Origin of the sequence: Serratia sp. Res13-Sevr-LER1-36-b, from assembly GCF_015673035.1 — a bacterium.
In the GTDB taxonomy this organism is placed as follows: Bacteria; Pseudomonadota; Gammaproteobacteria; order Enterobacterales; family Enterobacteriaceae; genus Chania; species Chania fonticola_C.
Map to the genome: position 1 here is coordinate 749461 of NZ_JADACK010000005.1, position 19108 is coordinate 768568.

Below are 19108 nucleotides of genomic sequence, written 5' to 3' on the forward strand. Positions count from 1 at the left end.
CCTTTCTTTTATTCAGGCTTTAAAGACCTTCGGCACTCAACGTTGCTGCCACCGCAGGGCGAGCCGCTACGCGATCGAAATAAGCCGTCAGGTGCGCGTGCTTCGTGAGATCAAACTGTAACGCTTTCGCCCAACGCAACACGGTGAACAGATACGCATCCGCCACGCTGAAACGCTGGCCCAACAGGTAATGCTGTTTTTCCAGCACCGAGTCCAGGTAGCTGAACTGGCTAGCCAGCTTATCGCGGGCAATCGCTTTGTATTCGTCCGGCGTCTTCGGGTTAAACAGTGGGCTGAAGCCTTTGTGCAACTCGGTGGCCACGTAGTTCAGCCATTCGATCGCATGATAGCGAGAAAGTGTGCCAGCGGCTGGGATCAGGTTACGATCCGGTACGCGATCCGCCAGGTATTGCACAATCGCCACGCCTTCGGTCAGCAGGCTGCCATCGTCAAGTACCAACGCCGGGACTTGCCCCTTCGGGTTGATCGCCAGATAGTCGGCACCACTTTCGGTTTTCTTGTGAGCTAAATCGACTTTCTCTGCGGTGAAATCCAACCCGGCCTCACGTAATACGATGTGAGGGGACAGGGAACAGGCGCCAGCTTTATAGAACAATTTCATCGAAAACTCCTTGATGGTGATGAAGGACAGGCAGGTTTAACCTCCCATCCTAGTCCTAGGCCAGAAAAATTACAGCGGTTTTGCCAACAATATTTTATTACTTCGCCAGAGTGAGTGCTGGCATCTGCGCCAGTAAATCGGCGATTTGCTGTTGCAATGCCTGTGGCGCGGTTTGCATTGGGGAGCGAAGCTCGTTTTTTATCAGCCCTTGCTGAGATAGTGCCGCTTTAACCGGGCCTGGGTTCGGGTAGCTGAACATTTGTTGGATCATCGGCAGCAGGGTATAGAAATTGCTGCGTGCGGCGGCCAGATCGCCTTGCGCGACTTGTTCAACCAGAGCAACAAAGCGTTCCGGGTGCAGGTGTGCCGCAGCGGAAATTGCGCCACTACCCCCCAGGCACAGCGTGGTTAGGATCAGAGGGTCTTCGCCGGTCAGCACGTCGATCTCGCCGTCGTGGATCAGCGACATGGTAGCCTCGGGGCAGCCGCCACAATCTTTGATCGCCTTGATTTGCGGGTGGCGGGCGAGTTGCCTCAGCGTTGCCAACTCAAAAGTTGCTCCGGTGCGATAAGGCACGTTATACAAAATCACTGGGACGCGAGAGGCATCGGCAAGGCGGGTAAAATACTCCACCAGGCCCGTCTGCGAAGGGCGAATATAATATGGGGCGGGGATCAGCACACCGGCGATATCGCGCTGGTTGATGGCCTGCTGCATCTGCAAGGTGCTAGCCATGTTATTCCCGGATAGGCCCATGACCACCTGGTGGGCTGGCACCACCTCGAGAACGGCATCCAGCACCGCCAACTGTTCTTCTTTGCTCAGAGCCGCGGCTTCGCCGGTCGAACCGCAGACCACCACGCCAGCGACGCCTTTGGCGATCAGATGCTGAGCCAGCCTTTTGACTGCCGGGAAATCAACTTCGTCATGATTGAATGGGGTAACCAGTGCTACCCAAATACCGGAAAATGAAGCCATGTAAAACTCCTGCTGCGTGACCGACTAGGAGTCAGATGAAAAACCAGAGAGGAGTATCGCGTTGCACACCATCCAGTCAGCTCATCTGACGGGACAGCGCGCCCCGGTCAAATGAGCGGCTGTTTCTTCGAAGTAAGCGCCAAAGCTTCACCCACGGTCAACGCGGTTTGCTGCGGTGTGGCCTGTTGGATGAAAGGGGACATGGCGATCTCATAACCTGTGAATGTTATCCGATAGTGGACAGGTCACGGTCAGCTGTCAATGGATAACCAGATGATAATAGGGATATTAATAATAGTTGGGTGCAGATGAGTCTGGCTTATCAAACAGAGACCCCGCTAAAGCGGGGTCTGTGATCAACGATGTGGGCGCGTGCTGATGGAGGCAGTCCAACTGAAGGTGGCACCTGTTGGCTGTGCCCGGTTGGCTTTGCGTTCTGCGCGGGTCGCTTTGGCAATCTTTTCACGTGCGGCCATAATGCGATCGATGGCTTCGTCTTTAATTCTATTATGTTCGGAGTTGGTCAACTGGCGCTCGAGGTTTTTGCTTGCTCTGTCCAGATCGGTCTTTACTTCACGTTGTTCGCTTTCTGTCATCTCTTTCAGCGTTAGTCTCTTCATTTTGGCAACCTGTGTTGTGAAGTTGACTTTCAGTGTACAGCATTTATGGCAAAGATATTGCTCTGTAGTTATCAAACTTCTTCCAGCAGTTCGCTGAGAAAGCGGCGCATGCGTTCGGTGCGTAATGCCGCCATCCTTCGGCCTGCCGCAGTCTGAAACCCTTCCTGTAGTTTGAACAGCTTGGTTTCGAAGTGATCCAGAGTGAATCGCTTGTCATCATACTGGCGCTGTTGCGCCAGCGGGTCGGCGGCATCATATAGGGCGCTACGCATGCGGCCACCGATGTAGAAGCAGCGGGCAACGCCGATCATGCCAATCGCATCCAGCCTGTCGGCATCCTGCAGGATTTTGGCCTCCAGCGTTTGCGGCGCAATAGCGGCAGAAAAGCTGTGGGCCTCGATCGCGTGCGCAGTCTTGTTGATATTCTCATTTGACCAACCAAGGGTTGCCAGCGCGATGCCGGCTTTTTCTGCCGCCATGCGGGAGGCCAGATGGCGCTGAGGGGAGTTTTTCTCTACCGCAACGCAGTCATGCAGCAATACGGCGGCACACAGAATTTGCTGGTCTCCTCCTTCATCCTGACTGATTTGGCGACTATTTTTCCAAACGCGGTGCAGGTGGGCCACATCATGCGAGCCATCATCACCCTCTAGCGTCAGCGGCAGCAACGCTTGCGCTAATGCCTGAAACGGAGAGAAGGGGTGTAGCAGCTCTGGGGAGACAGTTGGAGAATGCACAAATCGATCCTTATCAATAGGCAGGAAATGTGGAGGGATTACCCGTTGCGAGAGTTGCCGTATTTGTTGTCGTACTCGCGCCGATAGCCGCGCGCTTTATTGCGATCGCGGATCCATAGATAGCCGCAAACCAGGGCCACCAGAGTTGAAAATGAAACATTACGCATATCCCGGTCATAATAAAACACCAACAATGCATCCAGCGCCGCCACCAGGGCAATCCACTTATACATGTGCGACTGCCGCCGCGTTGCGGCATTAAGGCGTTTCAACTGTCTGGCTTCATGCAAAACCGGCTTTTGCTGCATAGTCACTCATCATCAATCAGTCCAGTTGCTAAATTAGCAGATTATTCCCGACAGCGTCATAGCGGATAAGGGCTGTTATGTCACTTTCTACATCGGTTTAAAAATCATGCGCTGACGGATTGAAATCGGCCAAAAACGTGATAGGTTATTTATTCATTATTTTCGATTTTATATTCAGTGGATGGCGATGATTGTCAGAACCTGGCACGGCTGCGTGCCGCTACAACATCGGCAAGGATTTGCCGATCATTTGCATGTCACAGGCGTCAAGCATGCTAAAGAGATTGCGGGCAACCGTGGGGCTTTTGTCAGGCAAGAGGTGCAGGGAGACTATGCACATTTCTTTCTGGCAACTTATTGGACCTCGCTTGAGGCCATCAAATGTTTCGCCGGTGAAGCCTATCAGGTTGCGGTAACTTATCCGGATGATGAAGCCTTCGCGCTGATCTCCGATCCTTACGTGTTTCACCATCAGGTTGATAAAATCGTCGAGCTTTAACCTCGGATTCAACGTTATGCAGGGGATTACGATGAACAGCAAAACAGTACGCCCAGAAGAGATCGTGCAACAGCAGCTTGATGCCTACAATGCCCGTGATATCGACGCCTTTATGGCCTGTTGGGCGGACGATGCGCTGTATTATCAGCATCCGGATACGCTGCTTGCCCGTGGTAAAGGTGAAATTCGTGAACGTCATATTGCCCGCTTCCAAGAGCCTAGCCTTTACGGTGAGCGTATCAAACGTATGGTGGTGGAGAATTTGGTGATCGACCAAGAGGTGGTCACGCGCAATTTTCCGCAGGGGCGCGGGAAGATGGACATCATTGCCATCTATGAGATTGAGCAAGGGAAAATCGCCAAGGCCTGGTTTAAGATTGGGCCTTGTGAACTGGATGAGGGCGCATTATAGCGCCCCCTGATTTACAGTGCCAAAATGGCTTCTATCTCGACGTTGAGATCTGGCGAAAACAGGGCGCTGACGGCAACCAGAGAACTGGCAGGGAGCGCACCGTCCAGATAGTCGAACAGGACGTCACGGATGGCCGCCAGGTCGGCTATCTCGGTCAGAAAAACGGTGATCTTGATCAGCGATTTAAGATTGGTGCCCTCGCTGGCAGCCACGGCCGCCAGTTGTTCCAGTATGGCGCGAGCCTGGTCTTGTACCGCTTGACCCTGGGCTTCGGTGGCAAAGGCGGTCAGGCCAGAGACGTACAGTGTATCGGCGTGGCGTACCGCGTGCACATAGGGCCCACCCGGCTTAGGTAATTTTGCATAGTTGGTACGTTTGAGTAATGACATGATGACCCCACGAGATGACCAAGAGCACGCACTCATCAGCGCGCGCAGCCGAAAGTTTTGCAGGATGCTGCCTGGTAATACTATCATCCCAGGCAGTCGTTCACGCAAGAAGGGTGCATAAGGGTGATCAACCAGGCATTTATTCCTTATCTGCAACGTTGGCAACTTGAGCCAGACGGGCCAGCGTTTGAAACCCATAGCAGCCTGTTGATGCCGGTGCGCTATCAAATGATGCCCGCAATGCTGAAAATTGCCCGCGAACAGGAAGAAAAATTTGGCGGCCAACTGATGTGCTGGTGGCGTGGAGAGGGCGCTGCGCGGGTGCTGGCATGGCATGATGACGGCATTTTGCTGGAAAGGGCTATGGGGCCTTTATCATTAGCGCAGCTGGTACGCAACGGTGAAGACCAACGGGCAACCTCTATTCTGTGCCAGGTCATTGCCCGATTGCATGCGCCACGAGATGAACCTTACCCCGAACTGATCCCCTTGCACCAGTGGTTTAATGCCCTATGGCCCGCAGCGCAGGCTCACGGAGGCATGCTGCGCTTGAGCGCCACCGCTGCGGCGGAACTGTTGACCAGCCCACGGGATCAAGGGGTGTTGCATGGGGATATTCACCATGACAACGTGCTGGATTTTGCCGAACGCGGCTGGCTAGTGATCGATCCCAAGCGTCTGTATGGCGAGCGTGGATTTGATTACGCCAATATCTTCTGCAACCCCAATTACGGTGTCGCCACCGATCCCGATATCTTCCATCGTCGCGTTGAGCAGGTTTGCTCGCTGGCTGGCTTGGAACGTTACCGTCTGCTGCAGTGGATCCTGGCCTGGGCGGGGCTTTCTGCGGCCTGGTTTTTGGAAGATGGTGAGCAAGCGGATATCGATTTTCGTGTAGCAGAACTGGCAGCGCGTGCCTTGGGTATCGCGCTGCCGCAAGGTGATAGCGGATTTATCCTACCAATTGTTGAGAGCCAATAGCGGGATTCAAGGTGTTTTGCGCAGTGGTAATGAGAAAATAGCGTAAGCCAGCACGCCGCCAATCAACCCCCAGAACGCAGCCCCCACGTTTAGCAAAGTCAGCCCGGAAGCGGTGATCAGAAAGGTGATCACCGCAGCGTCCCGTTGTTTATCATCCTGGAGCGCGCGTTGCAGACTACCGGCAATGGTGCCTAATAACGCCAGCCCGGCGATGGTATGGATCAAGGTTACCGGCAGCGCGCTGAACAGCATGCCAATGGTACCGCCGAACACCCCCGCTAACAGATAAAAGCCACCGGCGGCCACGGCAGCCATATAACGGCGCTTGGGATCGGGATGTACGTCAGGCCCCATACAGATGGCGGCGGTGATGGCCGCAATACACACCGTGAAGCCGCCAAAGGGGGCCAGCACCAAAGCCGTCAGGGCCGTCCAACTGATTAAGGGAGAAGTGGGGACGTCATACCCGCCAGCCTTGAGAGTGGCGATGCCTGGCGCGTTCTGTGAGGCCATCGTCACGACAAAGAAAGGAATACCTATGCCCAGCAACGTCGACAGCGTGAAGTGCGGAGCGATAAATTCTGGCTTGGCGAAGGACAGCGTTTGTTGGGTGAAATGAATGTTACCCTGTAACGCCGCGATGATCAGCCCGACCAGCAATGTCAGAACGATTCCGTAACGCGGCAGATAGCGGCGGGTGAACAGATACACCAGGCACATACCGGCGCTGAGTGAAAAATTGATCTGCAAGGAAGCGAAGGCATCCAACCCGAAGCGGAGCAATATTCCGGCCAGCATCGCTGCCGATATGGCCTGCGGGATATGATTCATCAACCTGGCAAACAGGCCGGTGACGCCACACAGCAGGATTAGCCCACTGGCGAAAATAAATACCCCGATGGCCTCATTGAGCGGGGTACCGGGCAAGCTGGTGACCAGCAACGCGGCACCAGGCGTCGACCAGGCGGTGAGGATTGGCGTACGGTAATAGAGCGAGAGCCCCAACGAAGTGATACCCATACCTAGACCAAGCATGCTCAGCCAGCCGCCAATTTGTATCGGGCTTGCCCCCGCAGCAGCAGCGGCCTGGAAGATAATCGCTGCAGAACTGGTATAGCCTACCAGCACGGCGACAAAACCGGCAACGATTGCAGAAAAGGAGATATCACGTAATGAGAGTGCAGGACGCATAACCGCTCCCGAGTATTGTGCGTTATAACGGTCGAATTGACGGAGCATAGCATCGTGCGTTATAGCGCACAAGGGGCTATAATCGCCGCAGGTTTTTCAGGAGAATAGCTATGCAGGATCTTGCCAGCCATTTGGCGCAAACGATGAAGTCATTACGTACGCAACGCGGTTGGAGCCTTAATCAGGCTGCCGAAAATACCGGCGTCAGCAAGGCGATGCTGGGGCAGATCGAACGGGGCGAGTCCAGTCCAACGGTGGCGACCTTATGGAAAATTGCTACCGGGTTTAACGTGGCTTTCTCTGCCTTTCTGGAAACGGCGCCGTTGCAGCCGGCGGCTATGTTGCATCGTTATGGCGAGTTGCCAATCTTCAATCAAGACAATGCCGACATGCGTGTGGTGCCGCTTTTCCCGTTCGACCACCAACTGGGTTTTGATATGTTTGTCATCGATTTAGCCCCTGGCGCGCTCAGTGAATCCTCGGCTCATGAGCCGGGCGTGATTGAACATGTCATTGTCATCAGTGGCCAACTTGAACTGGCGATTAACGGTGAGTGGCATAGCCTTGCCAGCGGCGAAGCCATGCGTTTCCAAGCGGATTGCCCACATGCGTATCATAATGCCAGCGCAGAGCCGGTACGTATTCACGACTTGATCCATTACCCCCCTGGTTTAAACCGGATGTAATCGCAGCAGTGAATTTTGACGTGCTAAAAGGGTGCTCGCGGATCGCCTCCCAGCAAGTTACGGATGGGGCGAACCCCATCCGTGGGATCGCCTTACCGCTGTTTCAGGCAAGACAGAATGGCGGCAATTTCCGTTGTTCCTTGCCTGACGCGTAATTCACACAGCGAATCACGTGTTATCCAGGTGAATGCGATCAGCGTCACACAGATAACGGTCAGGCATAAAACCAGCAGTTTTTGCGGCATTCTTAACCTCCTTGTCCCTTGATTTTGGGATTTTAAGAGGCTAACCTCACCTTGCTTAGGAGTGAGATCGGCCTCGGATTGATGTAAATCGGTCCGGGGCTTTTCTCTTTCCATCCTTTACCAAATGCTCCAGACGGAAAGATCCAGAGCACCCACCTGCAGTCTACTTAATACCCATGCTGTTGAATGCGCGCGATTGTTCAGATAGCGAAGCGATTCGCAATTTTTCTGTGCACGTACTGCAATACCGAATGCTGGCATCCGGGGAATTGATAAGGAAAAGCGTGTGGGATGATTTGACAGGATGTTGAAAGGTCAAAGAAGGGTGCTCGCGGATCGCCTCCCAGCAAGTTACGGATGGGGCGAACCCCATCCGTGGGATCGCCTTACCGCTGTTTCAGGCAAGACAGAATGGCGGCAATTTCCGTTGTTCCTTGCCTGACGCGCAACTCACACAGCGAATCACGTGTTATCCAGATGACTGCGATCAGCGTCACACAGATAACGATCAGGCATAAAACCAGCAGTTTTTGCGGCATTCTTAACCTCCTTGTCCCTTGATTTCGGGAATTTTAGAGGATAATCTCACCTTGTTAGGGAGTGAGATCGGCCTCGGATTGATGTAAATCGGTCCGGGGCTTTTCTCTTTCCATCCTTTACCAAATGCTCCAGACGGAAAGATCCAGAGCACCCACCTGCAGTCTACTTAATACCCTCGCTGTTGAATGCACGCGATTGTTCAGATAGCGAAGCGTTTCGCAATTTTTCTGTGCATCATAAAAAACGCCGAAGCTAGGCTCCGGCGTTTTTGAGGTCAGGTTACAGCAGAGATTAGAGAGCAGCAGCTTTCGCTTTTGCTGCCGTATCTTCTGCGGTATCCAGCGTCATGCGATACAGCTTCGGTGCGGTCAGCATCATCAGCACGGCGATCACTGCCGTGGCGATACCAATCTGCATAAACACGTGGCTATAGATAGCCAAAGAAGCATGCGCATCGTTAATGTCGCTTGGGACGGCAGTCAGACCCGCTACCTTACCGGCGATCAACGCGGCGGCGGCGGTGGTCAGGAACCATGAGCCCATGATAAAGCCCATCAGGCGCTGTGGTACCAACTGGGCGACCATGGCCAGACCCAGACCAGAGATCATCAACTCACCGATACTCTGCAGCGCATAGCTCAAGATTAGCCAGTTAACGGACACGATGCCTTGGTCGTTGGCGAAGCTTGCGCCCCACGGCAGCACCAGGAATGCACCGGAACACAGGATCATGCCGAAGGCAAACTTGTGCGGCATTGGCAGACGATCGCCCATCTTGTTATACAGCGCGGCGAGAATAGGGCTGGCCATCATGATCCAGAACGGGTTCAGTGCCTGATACTGCTCTGGTTCAAAAGCGATCCCCAGAATATTGTGCTCAACGTTGTGGATAGCAAAGAAGTTCAGTGAGGTTGGCATCTGGCTGTACAACACGAAGAACACTACTGCTTCGAGCATCAGCAGGAAGGCCACGATCATTTTACGACGAGCAGCGCCGTGTAAGGCGAAGGTTTCCTTGGCGAACACGATGACGATACCCACAGAGATGATAGCCAGTGCCCAGCGTGCGATAATCTGGTTGTGCAGCAACCAGCTGGAAATGGCGATCAACGCCACAACACCAACGATCACCATCAGCAGTTTTTTGACCTGCAGGGGCTTAAAGTCAGGTTTTGAACCGTATTGCTTAACCCAGCCGTGGCACATCATGAAGTTGACAAGGGTGATCAGCATCCCCACCACGCTCAGTGAGAAGGCGACGCTCCAGCCATATTTGGCCGCTAGCCATGGGGTTGCCAGCATGGAGAAGAATGATCCGATGTTGACGGACATATAGTACATGGTAAATGCACCGTCCAAACGTGGATCGTCTTTCTCATAGCAGGTAGACAGCAGGGAAGAAGGGTTGGCTTTAAACAGACCGCTACCCACGGCGATGGTGGCCATCCCCAGATAAACCCAGAAGATATCATGGCCAGAATAGGCCACCATGGCGTAGCCGGCGGCCAGCACAATGGCCCCCAATACGATCACCCGCTTGGAGCCAAGAACTTTATCCCCCAACCAGCCACCAATGGCCACGAAACCGTACACCAGCGCGCTGAATGAGGAGAACAGCGTAATCGAGTCGGCTTCACTCAGGCCAAGCATCTTGACCAGATAGACCGCCATGATGCCTTGCAGACCGTAGTAGCCGAAACGTTCCCAGAGTTCAATCGAGAAGATCAGGTAGAAGGCCTTAGGTTGCTTAAACGCGTTAAGGCTAATGTTTTCCGAAGAATTGTTGTTTGCAGTTGACACTGGTACCTCTGGTTTTTTCACTACCCGTATTGTCAGGACGGGAAATAGCAGAATGTGATGCAGGGCTGCACCCTTCTGCATTGTTATAGGATGAATGCCGGCGGTTAATGTTCACTATCTTTGTCAACGTGGCAAGCTTTTTGACATGTTCTGTTACATATAACATAGGCAACGCTATGCAACTATGTTGCAAATGTTATGCAGTATTAACGTTTGCCATTTTTAAATTTGCCGAGTTTTTGTTTTGATTAAAAGCTATCCTGAATTAATTTAGTTATATATTCTGCTATTTAAGTCATATCCAGTCCATATCAATGCTCATGATTGATTAGGCCTTTGTTTGTTGTGCATAAATTGGGTTATGCAAAATATCTGAAAATGAACAGATCGGTAGTGAGGTTTGTAAATGAGATGTGATCGTCAAGACGTGAGGTTAACCACAATTTTTGACTAATTTTACGGTTGAAAATATCTGAAACAGCGAGTTTGTAGGGTAATCCCGGGTTCCACCAAGGTTAATGCTGCCCGACGTCACATTTTTGATAAAAAACCGGAGGGAAGAGTCGCGGACACGGATCGCCGTGCCCGGTACTCTCAATCAAGCGGATAGACCTTCTCTTTAAACTCGCATAGGTCTTCGATAATGCATGAACCGCAGCGCGGTTTACGGGCGATACAGGTATAGCGGCCATGCAGGATAAACCAGTGATGGCAGTCGACTTTAAACTCGGCGGGAACCACTTTCAGCAGCTTTTCCTCTACCTGCTCCACGTTTTTCCCTGGGGCGAAGTGGGTGCGGTTACAGACGCGGAAGATATGAGTATCAACAGCAATGGTTGGCCAACCGAAGGCCGTGTTCAACACCACATTGGCCGTTTTGCGACCCACGCCGGGCAGAGCTTCGAGTGCAGCGCGATCTTCCGGCACTTCACCCTCATGCTTTTCCAGCAGGATACGGCAGGTTTTAATCACGTTCTCGGCTTTGCTGTTAAACAGGCCGATGGTTTTGATGTACTCCTTGACGCCGTCTACCCCTAACGCCAGCAAGGCCGCTGGCGTGTTGGCAACAGGGTAGAGCTTGGCCGTGGCCTTGTTAACGCTGACGTCGGTTGCCTGAGCGGAGAGCAGCACGGAAATCAACAGCTCAAAAGGGGTGGTATACACCAGTTCGGTGGTCGGATGCGGGTCGTTATCCCGCAAGCGGGTCAGGATCTCCAGGCGTTTCTCTTTATTCATAGCGCTTTCTCTACGTGTCCCTGTTCCATGTTAGGTTCAACTGCCAAAGCCTTGGCTTTACGCGCCTTCATTTTTTCGTCAATCAGATATTTGGTTGCCAGCATCAAGCCCAGACCGATGAAGGCACCCGGTGGCAGCATGGCCAGCAGGAAAGGGGTGTCGAAATGGACAATCTCAATGCGCAACACCTTGGCCCAACTGCCCAGCAGCAGGTCAGCGCCATCAAATAGCGTACCGTTACCAATCAGCTCGCGTAGCGAGCCCAGCACAAACATGGCACTGGTGGCACCAAGACCGATGGCCATACCGTCGATCAATGCCAGTCCTACCGGTTTTCGCGCCGCTACTGCTTCAGCCCGGCCCACCACGATGCAGTTGGTGACGATCAGCGGGATAAAAATCCCCAACGACTGATACAAACCGAAAGCGTAGGCGTTGATCAGCATTTGCACGATACTCACCGCGGCAGCAATGATCATCACATAAATCGGAATGCGGACCTCACTCGGGATCCAACGGCGCAGGGCGGAAATAGAACCGTTGGTAATGGTCAGCACCAGCGTGGTGGCCAGCCCAAGCCCCAAGGCGTTGGTGGCAGTTGACGTTACCGCCAGCAGCGGGCACAGCCCCAATAATTGCACTAACGCAGAGTTGTTTTTCCACAACCCCTGTACGATTAACTCTTTGGCTTCACTCATTCGCTGGCTCCGCAGGCAGGCAAGGTATCCAGTTTAGGCGGCAGCGTCTCCATAAACAACGCTGTACGACGCACGGCGTTGACCACTGCTCGCGGGGTGATGGTGGCCCCAGTGAACTGATCAAACATGCCGCCGTCTTTCTTCACTGCCCAACGTTTATCATCCGGGCCGTCGATCTTTTGACCGCTGAAGAAGGTGATCCAGTCGGTGATACGTAATTCGATTTTGTCGCCCAGCCCAGGCGTTTCGTGATGTTCTATCACGCGGGTTCCCAATACCGTGCCGTTAAAATCGGCCCCGACCAGCAGTTGGATCGCCCCAGAATAACCGTCTGGCGCGGTCGTTTCCAACGCGGCTGCCACCAGTTGACCATTCTTGCGGGCCAGATACAGATGGTGCGGCGCGCCGTTGCCTAACGCCGGATCGCTGACCAGCAGGCATTCGCTCTGCATATCGTTGTCATAATGTTCCGGCGGGACGACCTGGTCCAGCAGCGCTTTTTGTTGCAACGCCGCCTGGTGGGCAATGGTGGTTTTGGTTAACTGATACACTACGGCGGTCAGGCCGGTGGTGACAGCGGCAAACACGGCCAGTGTGGTGCCATGCTTTCTCATGGAATTAAGCATAATGACTCCTCAACGGTGGCCATACACGCGTGGTTGCGTGTAGTGATCGATCAAAGGCACGGTAATGTTGGCCAGCAGTACGGCAAAGGCTACCCCGTCGGGATAACCGCCATACACGCGGATCAGCCAGACCAGCAAGCCAACCAGGCCGCCGTATATCAGCCGACCTTTGGGCGTGGTAGAGGCACTGACCGGGTCGGTGGCTATAAAGAAAGCCCCGAGCATAGTGGCCCCGGAAAACAGGTGGATCAGTGGGGAAGCCTGATGGGCCGGATCTAACGTCCAGGCTAATCCTGAGCACAGGGCAATGACGGCCAACATGCTGAACGGGATTTGCCAGTGGATCAGCTTACGACCCAGCATAAACAGGCCGCCGAGCAGGAAGCCCAGGTTAATCCACTGCCAGCCGATACCGGCCAGGGTGCCGCCGAACAGCGGTTGCTGGAGTACCTGTTCGACCGAGTGGCCGCTGCGTAGGCCGGTTTTAAAACCGTCTAATGGCGTCGCCTGGCTGATGCCATCAACGCCCATCTGCAATTCGTGCAGAGTGGCTCCCTGGGCGGTGTGGCCACTGAAAATAGCTAGCAGGGTATCCGGCAGGGTCAGGGCGGTTGCGCGCAGCTCTTCCGGCGGTAACCAACTGGTCATCTGTACCGGGAAGGAGATTAGCAGCACCACGTAACCCACCATGGCCGGGTTGAAAGGGTTTTGCCCCAGTCCGCCGTATAGCTGTTTGGCGATCACAATGGCGAAGAAGGTGCCGATAACGATCATCCACCAGGGAGCCAGCGGTGGCAGGCTAATGCCCAGCAACAGCGCAGTGAGCAAGGCGGAATTATCTGCCAGCCGTGTCTTGACTGGCTGTTTACGTAGCGCAAGAATGGCGGCCTCGGCCCCGAGGGCGGTCACCATGGCCAGCGCGGTCTGAATAAGGTTGCCATAGCCAAAGAACCACACCTGTGCGGCCATGCCGGGAATGCAGGCCAGCATAACCCAAAGCATGATGCGGCTGGTGCTTTGCTGGTTATGGGTAAACGGAGAGCTGGCGATGTGTAAGCCCTTGGGGGCTGCCTGTTGTACCGGCCTGAACTTCATAGAATAACTACCATTTCTTTGCCATGTTAATCAGTGCATTCACGGTGCGGGCACCGGGGGAAATTACAGCGCTGCATTCTACCTCAATCATATGCCGGGTAATACGTGCTAATCATAAGGATATTCAGCTTTTGCGGTGAGAAAAAGCCAGGCTGGATGTAAAACGTGCAGTATGGGTTGTCATACTGATGATCGAGCTGCTATTTTTGGACTGCTTTGCGCACGGAATAACAACTTTCATATAATTAACGCAGGTTATTATCCTGAGCATTTTTGAAGTAGCGAACATCTAATAATGACTAATGAAGATATTTTATTTATTGAAGAGCTGATTGAATGGGTCGAAATTCATCTTGAGACGCGGCCCAATCTGGATGAAGTTGCGCGTATCTCCGGCTACTCCAAGTGGCACCTGCAGCGTAAGTTCAAGCGTATCACCGGTATCCAGCTCGCCACCTATATTCGCTCACGCATTCTTACCCGCGCGGCGGTCGCGCTGCGCATCAGCAATCGTACGATTATCGATATCTCCGATGAATTGGGCTTTGATTCACAGCAAACCTTTACCCGGATGTTTAAGCAACGTTTTGGCATTACGCCAAACCGCTACCGTACCATGGATAAATGGGACGTGAAGAGCCTGATGCCGCGCTTTGACTTCGAAGCCGTGTATGAGGCCGGTTTTTATCCGGAGATTCAACGGTTGACGTTGCCGGATACGCACCTGGTCGGTTTTACGCGTGAGATGGAATTTGATACTGCCCAAGAGATGGCCATTTCTTCCTGTATCGCCATGAAGGGGGAAATCTTTAATGACTTCTTCAAAGGGCTGAATATGGAGTGCCACAAGGTTTACAGCATCCATTCTGACAATGAGCGTGGCGAAGGCGAGTGTTCAGTCACGCATACCATGGCGGTGGAGCCGGAATTCAAGAAGGACATCCTTTCTGGTCACAAGATTGAAGATATTCGCTTGCCAGCGCGTGAGTACATCGCTATTACCCATCAGGGGACGGCCAAAGAGTGCGTGAAATTTATCTTTTACCTGATCTCGCATGTGATGCCAGGGCTGCGTAATGAAGTACGCGGAAGCGTAGAGATGGAGGTGATCGAAGCTAAGGCGTGGAACCAGGATGCGAAACTGCGGCAGATCGATGTCAATTACACCTACCTGATTTCTATCGATTAAGTGGGGTCTTGCATTCAGCAAGACCCCATACCGCTTACTCTTTATCTACCATCGCTAGTTGCTGAGCGGCCTTTTTTGCCTTGACTCGTGCCAGTGCAGCAGTAACGGCGGCCTTGCGCGGATCTTCCGGTTCAGCCGTAGGGATGGGTTCCTCGTCAACTTGCGGTTGAGAAAGCTCAGCTTGCTGTGCGGCCTTTTTTGCCTTGACTCGGGCCAGCGCGGCGGCAACAGCGGCCTTGCGTGGATCCTCCGATTCAGCCGTAGGGATGGGTTCCTGGTCAACTTGCGGTTGAGAAAGCTCAGCTTGCTGCGCCGCCTTTTTGGCTTTGACTCGGGCCAGCGCGGCAGCAACAGCGGCCTTGCGTGGATCCTCCGATTCAGCCGTAGGGATGGGTTCCTCGTCAACTGGTGGTTGAGAAAGCTCAGCCTGCTGCGCAGCCTTTTTCGCCTTCACGCGGGCTAATGCCGCCGCTACCGCAGCCTTACGCGGATCCTCTGAAGCTACAGTTTCCGCCACGCTTTCAGCGTCTTGTGCCTGTGCCTCTTTCTTGGCTTTGACTCGTGCCAATGCTGCAGCCACGGCCGCTTTACGTGGATCTTCATCTTGCACCGCAGCTGGCGCAGGCATTTCACTAGTTTGCTCGAGCTTGCGCTCTCTAGCCTGTGCTTTACGCGCTTCGCGGGCAGCAATGGCAGCGCTGTTATCCGGCTCCTGGCCGCTGATAGCAATGCCAGCAGCCTCACTGTTTTTACTGCGCACGCGAGCCAGCGCCGCCTGAACGGCATCCTGATCGCTGTCGGTCAGTTTCACCGCGGCCTTTTTATGACGCTCTTCACGTGCCAATTTCTCACGCTCTAAGCGGGCCAGCTTGGCTTCATAACGAGCCTTGGCTTCGGCGGTACGCGCCGCCTCCTGATCCAACGCGTTAATCTCGGCCTTCTCTTGGCGATAATATTGCACCAGCGGAATATTGCTGGGGCAGACGTAGGCACAGGCACCACATTCGATACAGTCGAACAGATTGTGCTTACGCGCCTTCTCGTGCTCTTCGCCACGGCTGAACCAGTAAAGCTGCTGTGGCAACAGCCCGGCAGGGCAGGCATCAACGCATAGCCCACAGCGGATACATGACTGCTCTGGCTCTTGTACTGCCATTTCGTCAACCGTCGGGGCCAACAAGCAGTTGCTGATTTTGACGATCGGCACGTCTAACGTTGGCAGCGTAAAGCCCATCAGCGGGCCGCCCATTATCACCATCTGCGGGGATTGTGGTTGATAGCCGCCAAAGGCCAGCAGGTGTTGCACCGGCGTGCCGAGGCGCGCCCAGACGTTGCCCGGTTGGCTCATGGCATCACCGGTTAAGGTGACGACGCGATCAATCAACGGTTCGCCATCGACAATCGCCCGCTTGATGGCAAAGGCGGTGCCCACGTTTTGCATCAGCACGCCGATGGTGGACGAACGCTTGCCGTGAGGCACTTCTTTGCCCGTCAGAATTTTGGTTAACTGCTTGGCACCACCGGAAGGGTATTTGGTGGGAACCACCCGCAGGGCGATCCCATCCTGCCCGCGCAAAGCGGCTTTCAGAGCGGCGATGGCTTCCGGTTTGTTATCTTCGATGCCGATCAGCGTCACCTTGGGTTGTAGCAGGTGGCGCAGGATCTGGGTGCCTTCGATAATCTGAGCGGCCTGTTCCTGCATCAGCCGGTCGTCGGCGGTGATATAGGGCTCGCATTCGGCAGCGTTGAGGATCAGGGTTTCCACCTCTTCACGGCCGCCTTGCAGTTTACTGGCCGTTGGGAAACCTGCGCCCCCCAGACCGGCAATCCCGGCCTGATGAATACGTTGGATCAGCTCTGCCGCGTCCAGTTGGCGATAATCGGCGACCGGCGTCAGTTCGCACCAGCGATCTTCACCGTCTGGATCAATAATCACGCACAGTTCCGCCAGCCCTGAAGGGTGGGCGGTAACGTGAGGTTCAATGGCGCGGATGGTGCCCGAGGTGGGCGCATGTACCGGCAAGGTGCGGCCACGGCCAAAGGTCAGCGGTTGGCCTTTCAGTACTCGGTCACCGGCTTTGACGCACAGCTCACCCTCTGGCCCGAGATGCTGTTGCAAGGGGACGATAAAAATGTCGGGTAGGGGAGCCACGCGCAGTGGCACACCGCTGGACTGGGTCTTCATTTCGGGTGGATGAATGCCACCGTCAAAATCCCAAATCCGATCTTTTTTCAAAGCGGCGAACAGATTAAACATGTTGCTCCACGGGGATCACTTGCACCGGAATGGTTTGCATATCCCACTTCCAGCTGGCGGTCGTGGTGGCGACCGGTTTCATTTCAATACAGTCGGTTGGGCAGGGCGCAACGCACAGATCACAGCCGGTACAGAGATCGGTAATGACCGTGTGCATGGCGCGGGTGGCACCCACGATGGCGTCGACCGGGCAGGCCTGAATGCACTTGGTGCAGCCGATGCAGTTGGCTTCGTCAATAAAGGCGACTTTACGTACCGGTTCGGCCACGGCGGCACCGCCGTCCAGCGGTTGTGGCTCGACGTTCAGTAACTCGGTCAGCTTGAGCATCACCTGCTCGCCACCCGGTGCGCATTTGTTGATCATCTCGCCATTGGCAACCGCTTCGGCATAGGGGCGGCAGCCAGGATAACCACATTGGCCACACTGGCTCTGTGGCAGAATTTCGTCGATCTGTTCGGCAACCGGATCTTCTTCGACTTCAAAGCGGCGCGCGGCAAAGCCTAGCACCAGGCCAAACAGCAGCCCCAGAGCGCTTAATGCCGCCACCGCAATCCACAACGCAGTCATTAGAATCTCACCAGCCCGGTAAAGCCCATAAAGGCCAGAGACATCAGGCCAGCAGTGATCAAGGCGATGGAGGAACCGCGAAACGGCGCGGGCACATCGGCTACCGCCAGGCGTTCACGGATGGCGGCAAACAGCACCATCACCAATGAGAAGCCTGCGGCGGCACTAAAGCCATAAACCGCAGACTGCAGGAAGTTGTAGCCAAGGTTGACGTTGAGCAACGCCACGCCTAACACGGCGCAGTTGGTGGTGATCAGCGGCAGGAAAATCCCCAACAGGCGATACAGCGCCGGGCTGGTTTTACGCACCACCATTTCGGTGAATTGCACCACGACGGCGATCACCAGAATAAAGGACAGCGTGCGCAGATAAACCAGATCCAACGGGATCAGGATAAAGCTGTTGATTAGCCAGGCGCAGACCGAGGCCAGCGTCATCACGAATGTGGTCGCCATGCCCATGCCGATGGCACTTTCCAGTTTCTTGGAAACGCCCATAAAGGGGCACAGGCCCAGGAATTTCACCAGGACAAAGTTGTTCACCAGTACGGTGCCAACAAACAAGAGCAGGTATTCGGTCATTGCAATGCCTAAAAAAATAAAAGCCGCCTATTATCGGTAATCGGCGGCGTAACGACAACATACTAATCGCAAGGGTATTGCGCTTTTTTGCCTGTTTTGCTGAAAATTTATCCGGCAGGGCGATCAAATCGTGCCTTGCCGTGGTTACTTCTCGGTGAAGGTGCCTTTCACGCGTTGGGAGCGCTTAAAATAGGGCACCAGCAGGGCGGCCATCACCAACGGCCATAGCAGGCTACGCACTGCCAGTTCATCGGGCACGGGAGAAAAGGCGAACGCTTTGATCGCCAATAGCACGGTGATCAGCAGCCAGACCAGGAACAGCTTTGGAAAACGTTGCGAACGCTGGCAGAACAGCCACAGCAGGTACAGCGTAAAGCACCACATCACCAGCGTAGTGATCACCGATAGATACCACTGCGTGGAGAAGGCGTGAGCATTGGTGCTCAGATACTCGCGTGATTCCGGCATAAAAATGGCCATACCGTACAGGGCCAACATCAGGCTGGCACTGAGCAGGGTAACGATCAGATAGGCCATCGGGGCTAGCAGCCAACCGCCGATGCGCGAATATTCAGCTTGGGTCATACGAGATCCTGAGTGGTATTGCAACGAAGTAAGCGGCATAGCTTACTCAAATATGTGCCAATGCGCGAGGAGAAGGCGATTTCGTTGGCCTAACCTATAAAAATGTTAGTCAGGTTGGGTCGCTGCAGGTAATGGTGCAACAGGTGAGAGTCATACAGAACGCCGACACGCCGTGAATCCATCCCTGGAGGCTCGTATCGCGCATCCCTGCGCTCAACGGTCGGCTAACCTGCAATGACTCCCACCTGCCTCAAGCTCGGGTGT

Annotated in this window: 23 protein-coding genes; 5 read left to right on the forward strand and 18 right to left on the reverse strand. The window is 54.2% G+C overall.

The window, feature by feature from the left end:
- Positions 1-19: 19 nt before the first annotated feature.
- The 5 genes from gstA to IMQ33_RS04565 all read right to left on the reverse strand — a co-directional run bounded on the left by gstA (position 20) and on the right by IMQ33_RS04565 (position 3266).
- On the reverse strand, positions 20-622 hold the full coding sequence (gene gstA, locus IMQ33_RS04545; RefSeq protein ID WP_021178076.1) for a glutathione transferase GstA: 603 nt from the start codon (positions 620-622) through the stop codon (positions 20-22).
- A gap of 97 nt (positions 623-719) precedes the next feature.
- Positions 720-1601: a 4-hydroxy-tetrahydrodipicolinate synthase gene (gene dapA / locus IMQ33_RS04550; protein WP_196062530.1), complete on the reverse strand. Its 882-nt coding sequence runs from the start codon at positions 1599-1601 to the stop codon at positions 720-722.
- Positions 1602-1957: 356 nt separating this feature from the next.
- The gene (locus IMQ33_RS04555) at positions 1958-2221 is read right to left on the reverse strand and encodes a DUF3811 domain-containing protein (RefSeq protein WP_024486509.1); all 264 of its coding nucleotides are present in this window, start codon (positions 2219-2221) and stop codon (positions 1958-1960) included.
- A 71-nt stretch (positions 2222-2292) separates the two neighbouring features.
- Positions 2293-2958, reverse strand: a complete 666-nt coding sequence (locus tag IMQ33_RS04560; protein WP_161712558.1) for an HD domain-containing protein — start codon at positions 2956-2958, stop codon at positions 2293-2295.
- A gap of 38 nt (positions 2959-2996) precedes the next feature.
- Positions 2997-3266: a hypothetical protein gene (locus IMQ33_RS04565; protein ID WP_065686126.1), complete on the reverse strand. Its 270-nt coding sequence runs from the start codon at positions 3264-3266 to the stop codon at positions 2997-2999.
- Between the two features lie 187 nt (positions 3267-3453).
- Between IMQ33_RS04565 and IMQ33_RS04570 the strand changes: the two genes are divergently transcribed.
- Together IMQ33_RS04570 and IMQ33_RS04575 are read left to right on the forward strand one after the other, a co-directional pair.
- Complete coding sequence (locus tag IMQ33_RS04570) at positions 3454-3765, forward strand: hypothetical protein (RefSeq protein ID WP_065686127.1); 312 nt, start codon at positions 3454-3456, stop codon at positions 3763-3765.
- A gap of 31 nt (positions 3766-3796) precedes the next feature.
- Positions 3797-4177: a nuclear transport factor 2 family protein gene (locus IMQ33_RS04575; RefSeq protein WP_065686128.1), complete on the forward strand. Its 381-nt coding sequence runs from the start codon at positions 3797-3799 to the stop codon at positions 4175-4177.
- 11 nt (positions 4178-4188) lie between these two features.
- Here the strand turns inward: IMQ33_RS04575 and IMQ33_RS04580 are convergent, their stop codons facing one another.
- A complete protein-coding gene (locus IMQ33_RS04580; protein ID WP_098931222.1) occupies positions 4189-4566 on the reverse strand; it encodes a RidA family protein in 378 nt (125 codons plus the stop codon).
- Between the two features lie 126 nt (positions 4567-4692).
- On the opposite strand from IMQ33_RS04580, the gene IMQ33_RS04585 reads away from it, so the two are divergent.
- Positions 4693-5547 (forward strand): aminoglycoside phosphotransferase family protein, encoded by an 855-nt coding sequence (locus IMQ33_RS04585; RefSeq protein ID WP_098931973.1) that lies wholly within the window; start codon positions 4693-4695, stop codon positions 5545-5547.
- 6 nt (positions 5548-5553) lie between these two features.
- Here IMQ33_RS04585 and IMQ33_RS04590 read toward each other — a convergent pair whose 3' ends face one another.
- A complete protein-coding gene (locus IMQ33_RS04590) occupies positions 5554-6738 on the reverse strand; it encodes a benzoate/H(+) symporter BenE family transporter (protein WP_196062531.1) in 1185 nt (394 codons plus the stop codon).
- Positions 6739-6848: 110 nt separating this feature from the next.
- Between IMQ33_RS04590 and IMQ33_RS04595 the strand changes: the two genes are divergently transcribed.
- Positions 6849-7424, forward strand: a complete 576-nt coding sequence (locus IMQ33_RS04595) for a helix-turn-helix domain-containing protein (protein ID WP_196062532.1) — start codon at positions 6849-6851, stop codon at positions 7422-7424.
- A gap of 92 nt (positions 7425-7516) precedes the next feature.
- On the opposite strand, the gene IMQ33_RS04600 is transcribed toward IMQ33_RS04595, so the two are convergent.
- The 7 genes from IMQ33_RS04600 to rsxD form a co-directional block, all read right to left on the reverse strand.
- Complete coding sequence (locus IMQ33_RS04600) at positions 7517-7669, reverse strand: Hok/Gef family protein (protein ID WP_196062533.1); 153 nt, start codon at positions 7667-7669, stop codon at positions 7517-7519.
- Between the two features lie 386 nt (positions 7670-8055).
- The gene (locus IMQ33_RS04605) at positions 8056-8208 is read right to left on the reverse strand and encodes a Hok/Gef family protein (protein ID WP_080660769.1); all 153 of its coding nucleotides are present in this window, start codon (positions 8206-8208) and stop codon (positions 8056-8058) included.
- Between the two features lie 292 nt (positions 8209-8500).
- Positions 8501-10009 (reverse strand): dipeptide/tripeptide permease DtpA, encoded by a 1509-nt coding sequence (gene dtpA / locus IMQ33_RS04610; protein WP_024486618.1) that lies wholly within the window; start codon positions 10007-10009, stop codon positions 8501-8503.
- Positions 10010-10603: 594 nt separating this feature from the next.
- On the reverse strand, positions 10604-11245 hold the full coding sequence (gene nth / locus IMQ33_RS04615) for an endonuclease III (protein ID WP_121606743.1): 642 nt from the start codon (positions 11243-11245) through the stop codon (positions 10604-10606).
- The gene (locus IMQ33_RS04620) at positions 11242-11943 is read right to left on the reverse strand and encodes an electron transport complex subunit E (protein WP_024486620.1); all 702 of its coding nucleotides are present in this window, start codon (positions 11941-11943) and stop codon (positions 11242-11244) included. Before IMQ33_RS04620 ends, nth begins: the two co-directional genes overlap by 4 nt.
- Positions 11940-12569 carry an electron transport complex subunit RsxG gene (gene rsxG / locus IMQ33_RS04625; protein WP_196062534.1) on the reverse strand — a complete coding sequence of 210 codons (630 nt, stop codon included), beginning with the start codon at positions 12567-12569 and terminating at the stop codon, positions 11940-11942. Before rsxG ends, IMQ33_RS04620 begins: the two co-directional genes overlap by 4 nt.
- Positions 12570-12578: 9 nt before the next feature.
- Positions 12579-13664 carry an electron transport complex subunit RsxD gene (gene rsxD / locus IMQ33_RS04630; protein WP_141132151.1) on the reverse strand — a complete coding sequence of 362 codons (1086 nt, stop codon included), beginning with the start codon at positions 13662-13664 and terminating at the stop codon, positions 12579-12581.
- Between the two features lie 295 nt (positions 13665-13959).
- Between rsxD and IMQ33_RS04635 the strand changes: the two genes are divergently transcribed.
- Entirely contained in the window at positions 13960-14853 is an 894-nt protein-coding gene (locus IMQ33_RS04635; RefSeq protein ID WP_121606745.1) for a helix-turn-helix domain-containing protein, read from the forward strand.
- Between the two features lie 34 nt (positions 14854-14887).
- Here IMQ33_RS04635 and rsxC read toward each other — a convergent pair whose 3' ends face one another.
- The 4 genes from rsxC to IMQ33_RS04655 form a co-directional block, all read right to left on the reverse strand.
- Complete coding sequence (rsxC, locus tag IMQ33_RS04640) at positions 14888-17110, reverse strand: electron transport complex subunit RsxC (protein WP_196062535.1); 2223 nt, start codon at positions 17108-17110, stop codon at positions 14888-14890.
- Entirely contained in the window at positions 17103-17678 is a 576-nt protein-coding gene (gene rsxB / locus IMQ33_RS04645; protein ID WP_196062536.1) for an electron transport complex subunit RsxB, read from the reverse strand. Before rsxB ends, rsxC begins: the two co-directional genes overlap by 8 nt.
- The gene (rsxA, locus tag IMQ33_RS04650; RefSeq protein WP_021178056.1) at positions 17678-18259 is read right to left on the reverse strand and encodes an electron transport complex subunit RsxA; all 582 of its coding nucleotides are present in this window, start codon (positions 18257-18259) and stop codon (positions 17678-17680) included. The genes rsxB and rsxA overlap by 1 nt, the downstream gene beginning before the upstream one ends.
- Positions 18260-18403: 144 nt before the next feature.
- On the reverse strand, positions 18404-18844 hold the full coding sequence (locus tag IMQ33_RS04655; RefSeq protein WP_121606747.1) for a DUF2569 domain-containing protein: 441 nt from the start codon (positions 18842-18844) through the stop codon (positions 18404-18406).
- Between the last annotated feature and the right edge of the window lie 264 nt (positions 18845-19108).

Coding starts and splice junctions, on each gene's coding strand:
- IMQ33_RS04575 (WP_065686128.1), top strand. CDS start 3,797: ATGAACAGCAAAACAGTACGCCCAGAAGAGATCGTGCAACAGCAGCTT.
- rsxG (WP_196062534.1), bottom strand. CDS start 12,569: ATGCTTAATTCCATGAGAAAGCATGGCACCACACTGGCCGTGTTTGCC.
- IMQ33_RS04595 (WP_196062532.1), top strand. CDS start 6,849: ATGCAGGATCTTGCCAGCCATTTGGCGCAAACGATGAAGTCATTACGT.
- rsxD (WP_141132151.1), bottom strand. CDS start 13,664: ATGAAGTTCAGGCCGGTACAACAGGCAGCCCCCAAGGGCTTACACATC.
- IMQ33_RS04590 (WP_196062531.1), bottom strand. CDS start 6,738: ATGCGTCCTGCACTCTCATTACGTGATATCTCCTTTTCTGCAATCGTT.
- nth (WP_121606743.1), bottom strand. CDS start 11,245: ATGAATAAAGAGAAACGCCTGGAGATCCTGACCCGCTTGCGGGATAAC.
- IMQ33_RS04600 (WP_196062533.1), bottom strand. CDS start 7,669: ATGCCGCAAAAACTGCTGGTTTTATGCCTGACCGTTATCTGTGTGACG.
- dapA (WP_196062530.1), bottom strand. CDS start 1,601: ATGGCTTCATTTTCCGGTATTTGGGTAGCACTGGTTACCCCATTCAAT.
- IMQ33_RS04605 (WP_080660769.1), bottom strand. CDS start 8,208: ATGCCGCAAAAACTGCTGGTTTTATGCCTGATCGTTATCTGTGTGACG.
- rsxC (WP_196062535.1), bottom strand. CDS start 17,110: ATGTTTAATCTGTTCGCCGCTTTGAAAAAAGATCGGATTTGGGATTTT.
- rsxA (WP_021178056.1), bottom strand. CDS start 18,259: ATGACCGAATACCTGCTCTTGTTTGTTGGCACCGTACTGGTGAACAAC.
- IMQ33_RS04620 (WP_024486620.1), bottom strand. CDS start 11,943: ATGAGTGAAGCCAAAGAGTTAATCGTACAGGGGTTGTGGAAAAACAAC.
- gstA (WP_021178076.1), bottom strand. CDS start 622: ATGAAATTGTTCTATAAAGCTGGCGCCTGTTCCCTGTCCCCTCACATC.
- IMQ33_RS04580 (WP_098931222.1), bottom strand. CDS start 4,566: ATGTCATTACTCAAACGTACCAACTATGCAAAATTACCTAAGCCGGGT.
- IMQ33_RS04635 (WP_121606745.1), top strand. CDS start 13,960: ATGACTAATGAAGATATTTTATTTATTGAAGAGCTGATTGAATGGGTC.
- IMQ33_RS04655 (WP_121606747.1), bottom strand. CDS start 18,844: ATGACCCAAGCTGAATATTCGCGCATCGGCGGTTGGCTGCTAGCCCCG.
- rsxB (WP_196062536.1), bottom strand. CDS start 17,678: ATGACTGCGTTGTGGATTGCGGTGGCGGCATTAAGCGCTCTGGGGCTG.
- IMQ33_RS04555 (WP_024486509.1), bottom strand. CDS start 2,221: ATGAAGAGACTAACGCTGAAAGAGATGACAGAAAGCGAACAACGTGAA.
- IMQ33_RS04565 (WP_065686126.1), bottom strand. CDS start 3,266: ATGCAGCAAAAGCCGGTTTTGCATGAAGCCAGACAGTTGAAACGCCTT.
- IMQ33_RS04570 (WP_065686127.1), top strand. CDS start 3,454: ATGATTGTCAGAACCTGGCACGGCTGCGTGCCGCTACAACATCGGCAA.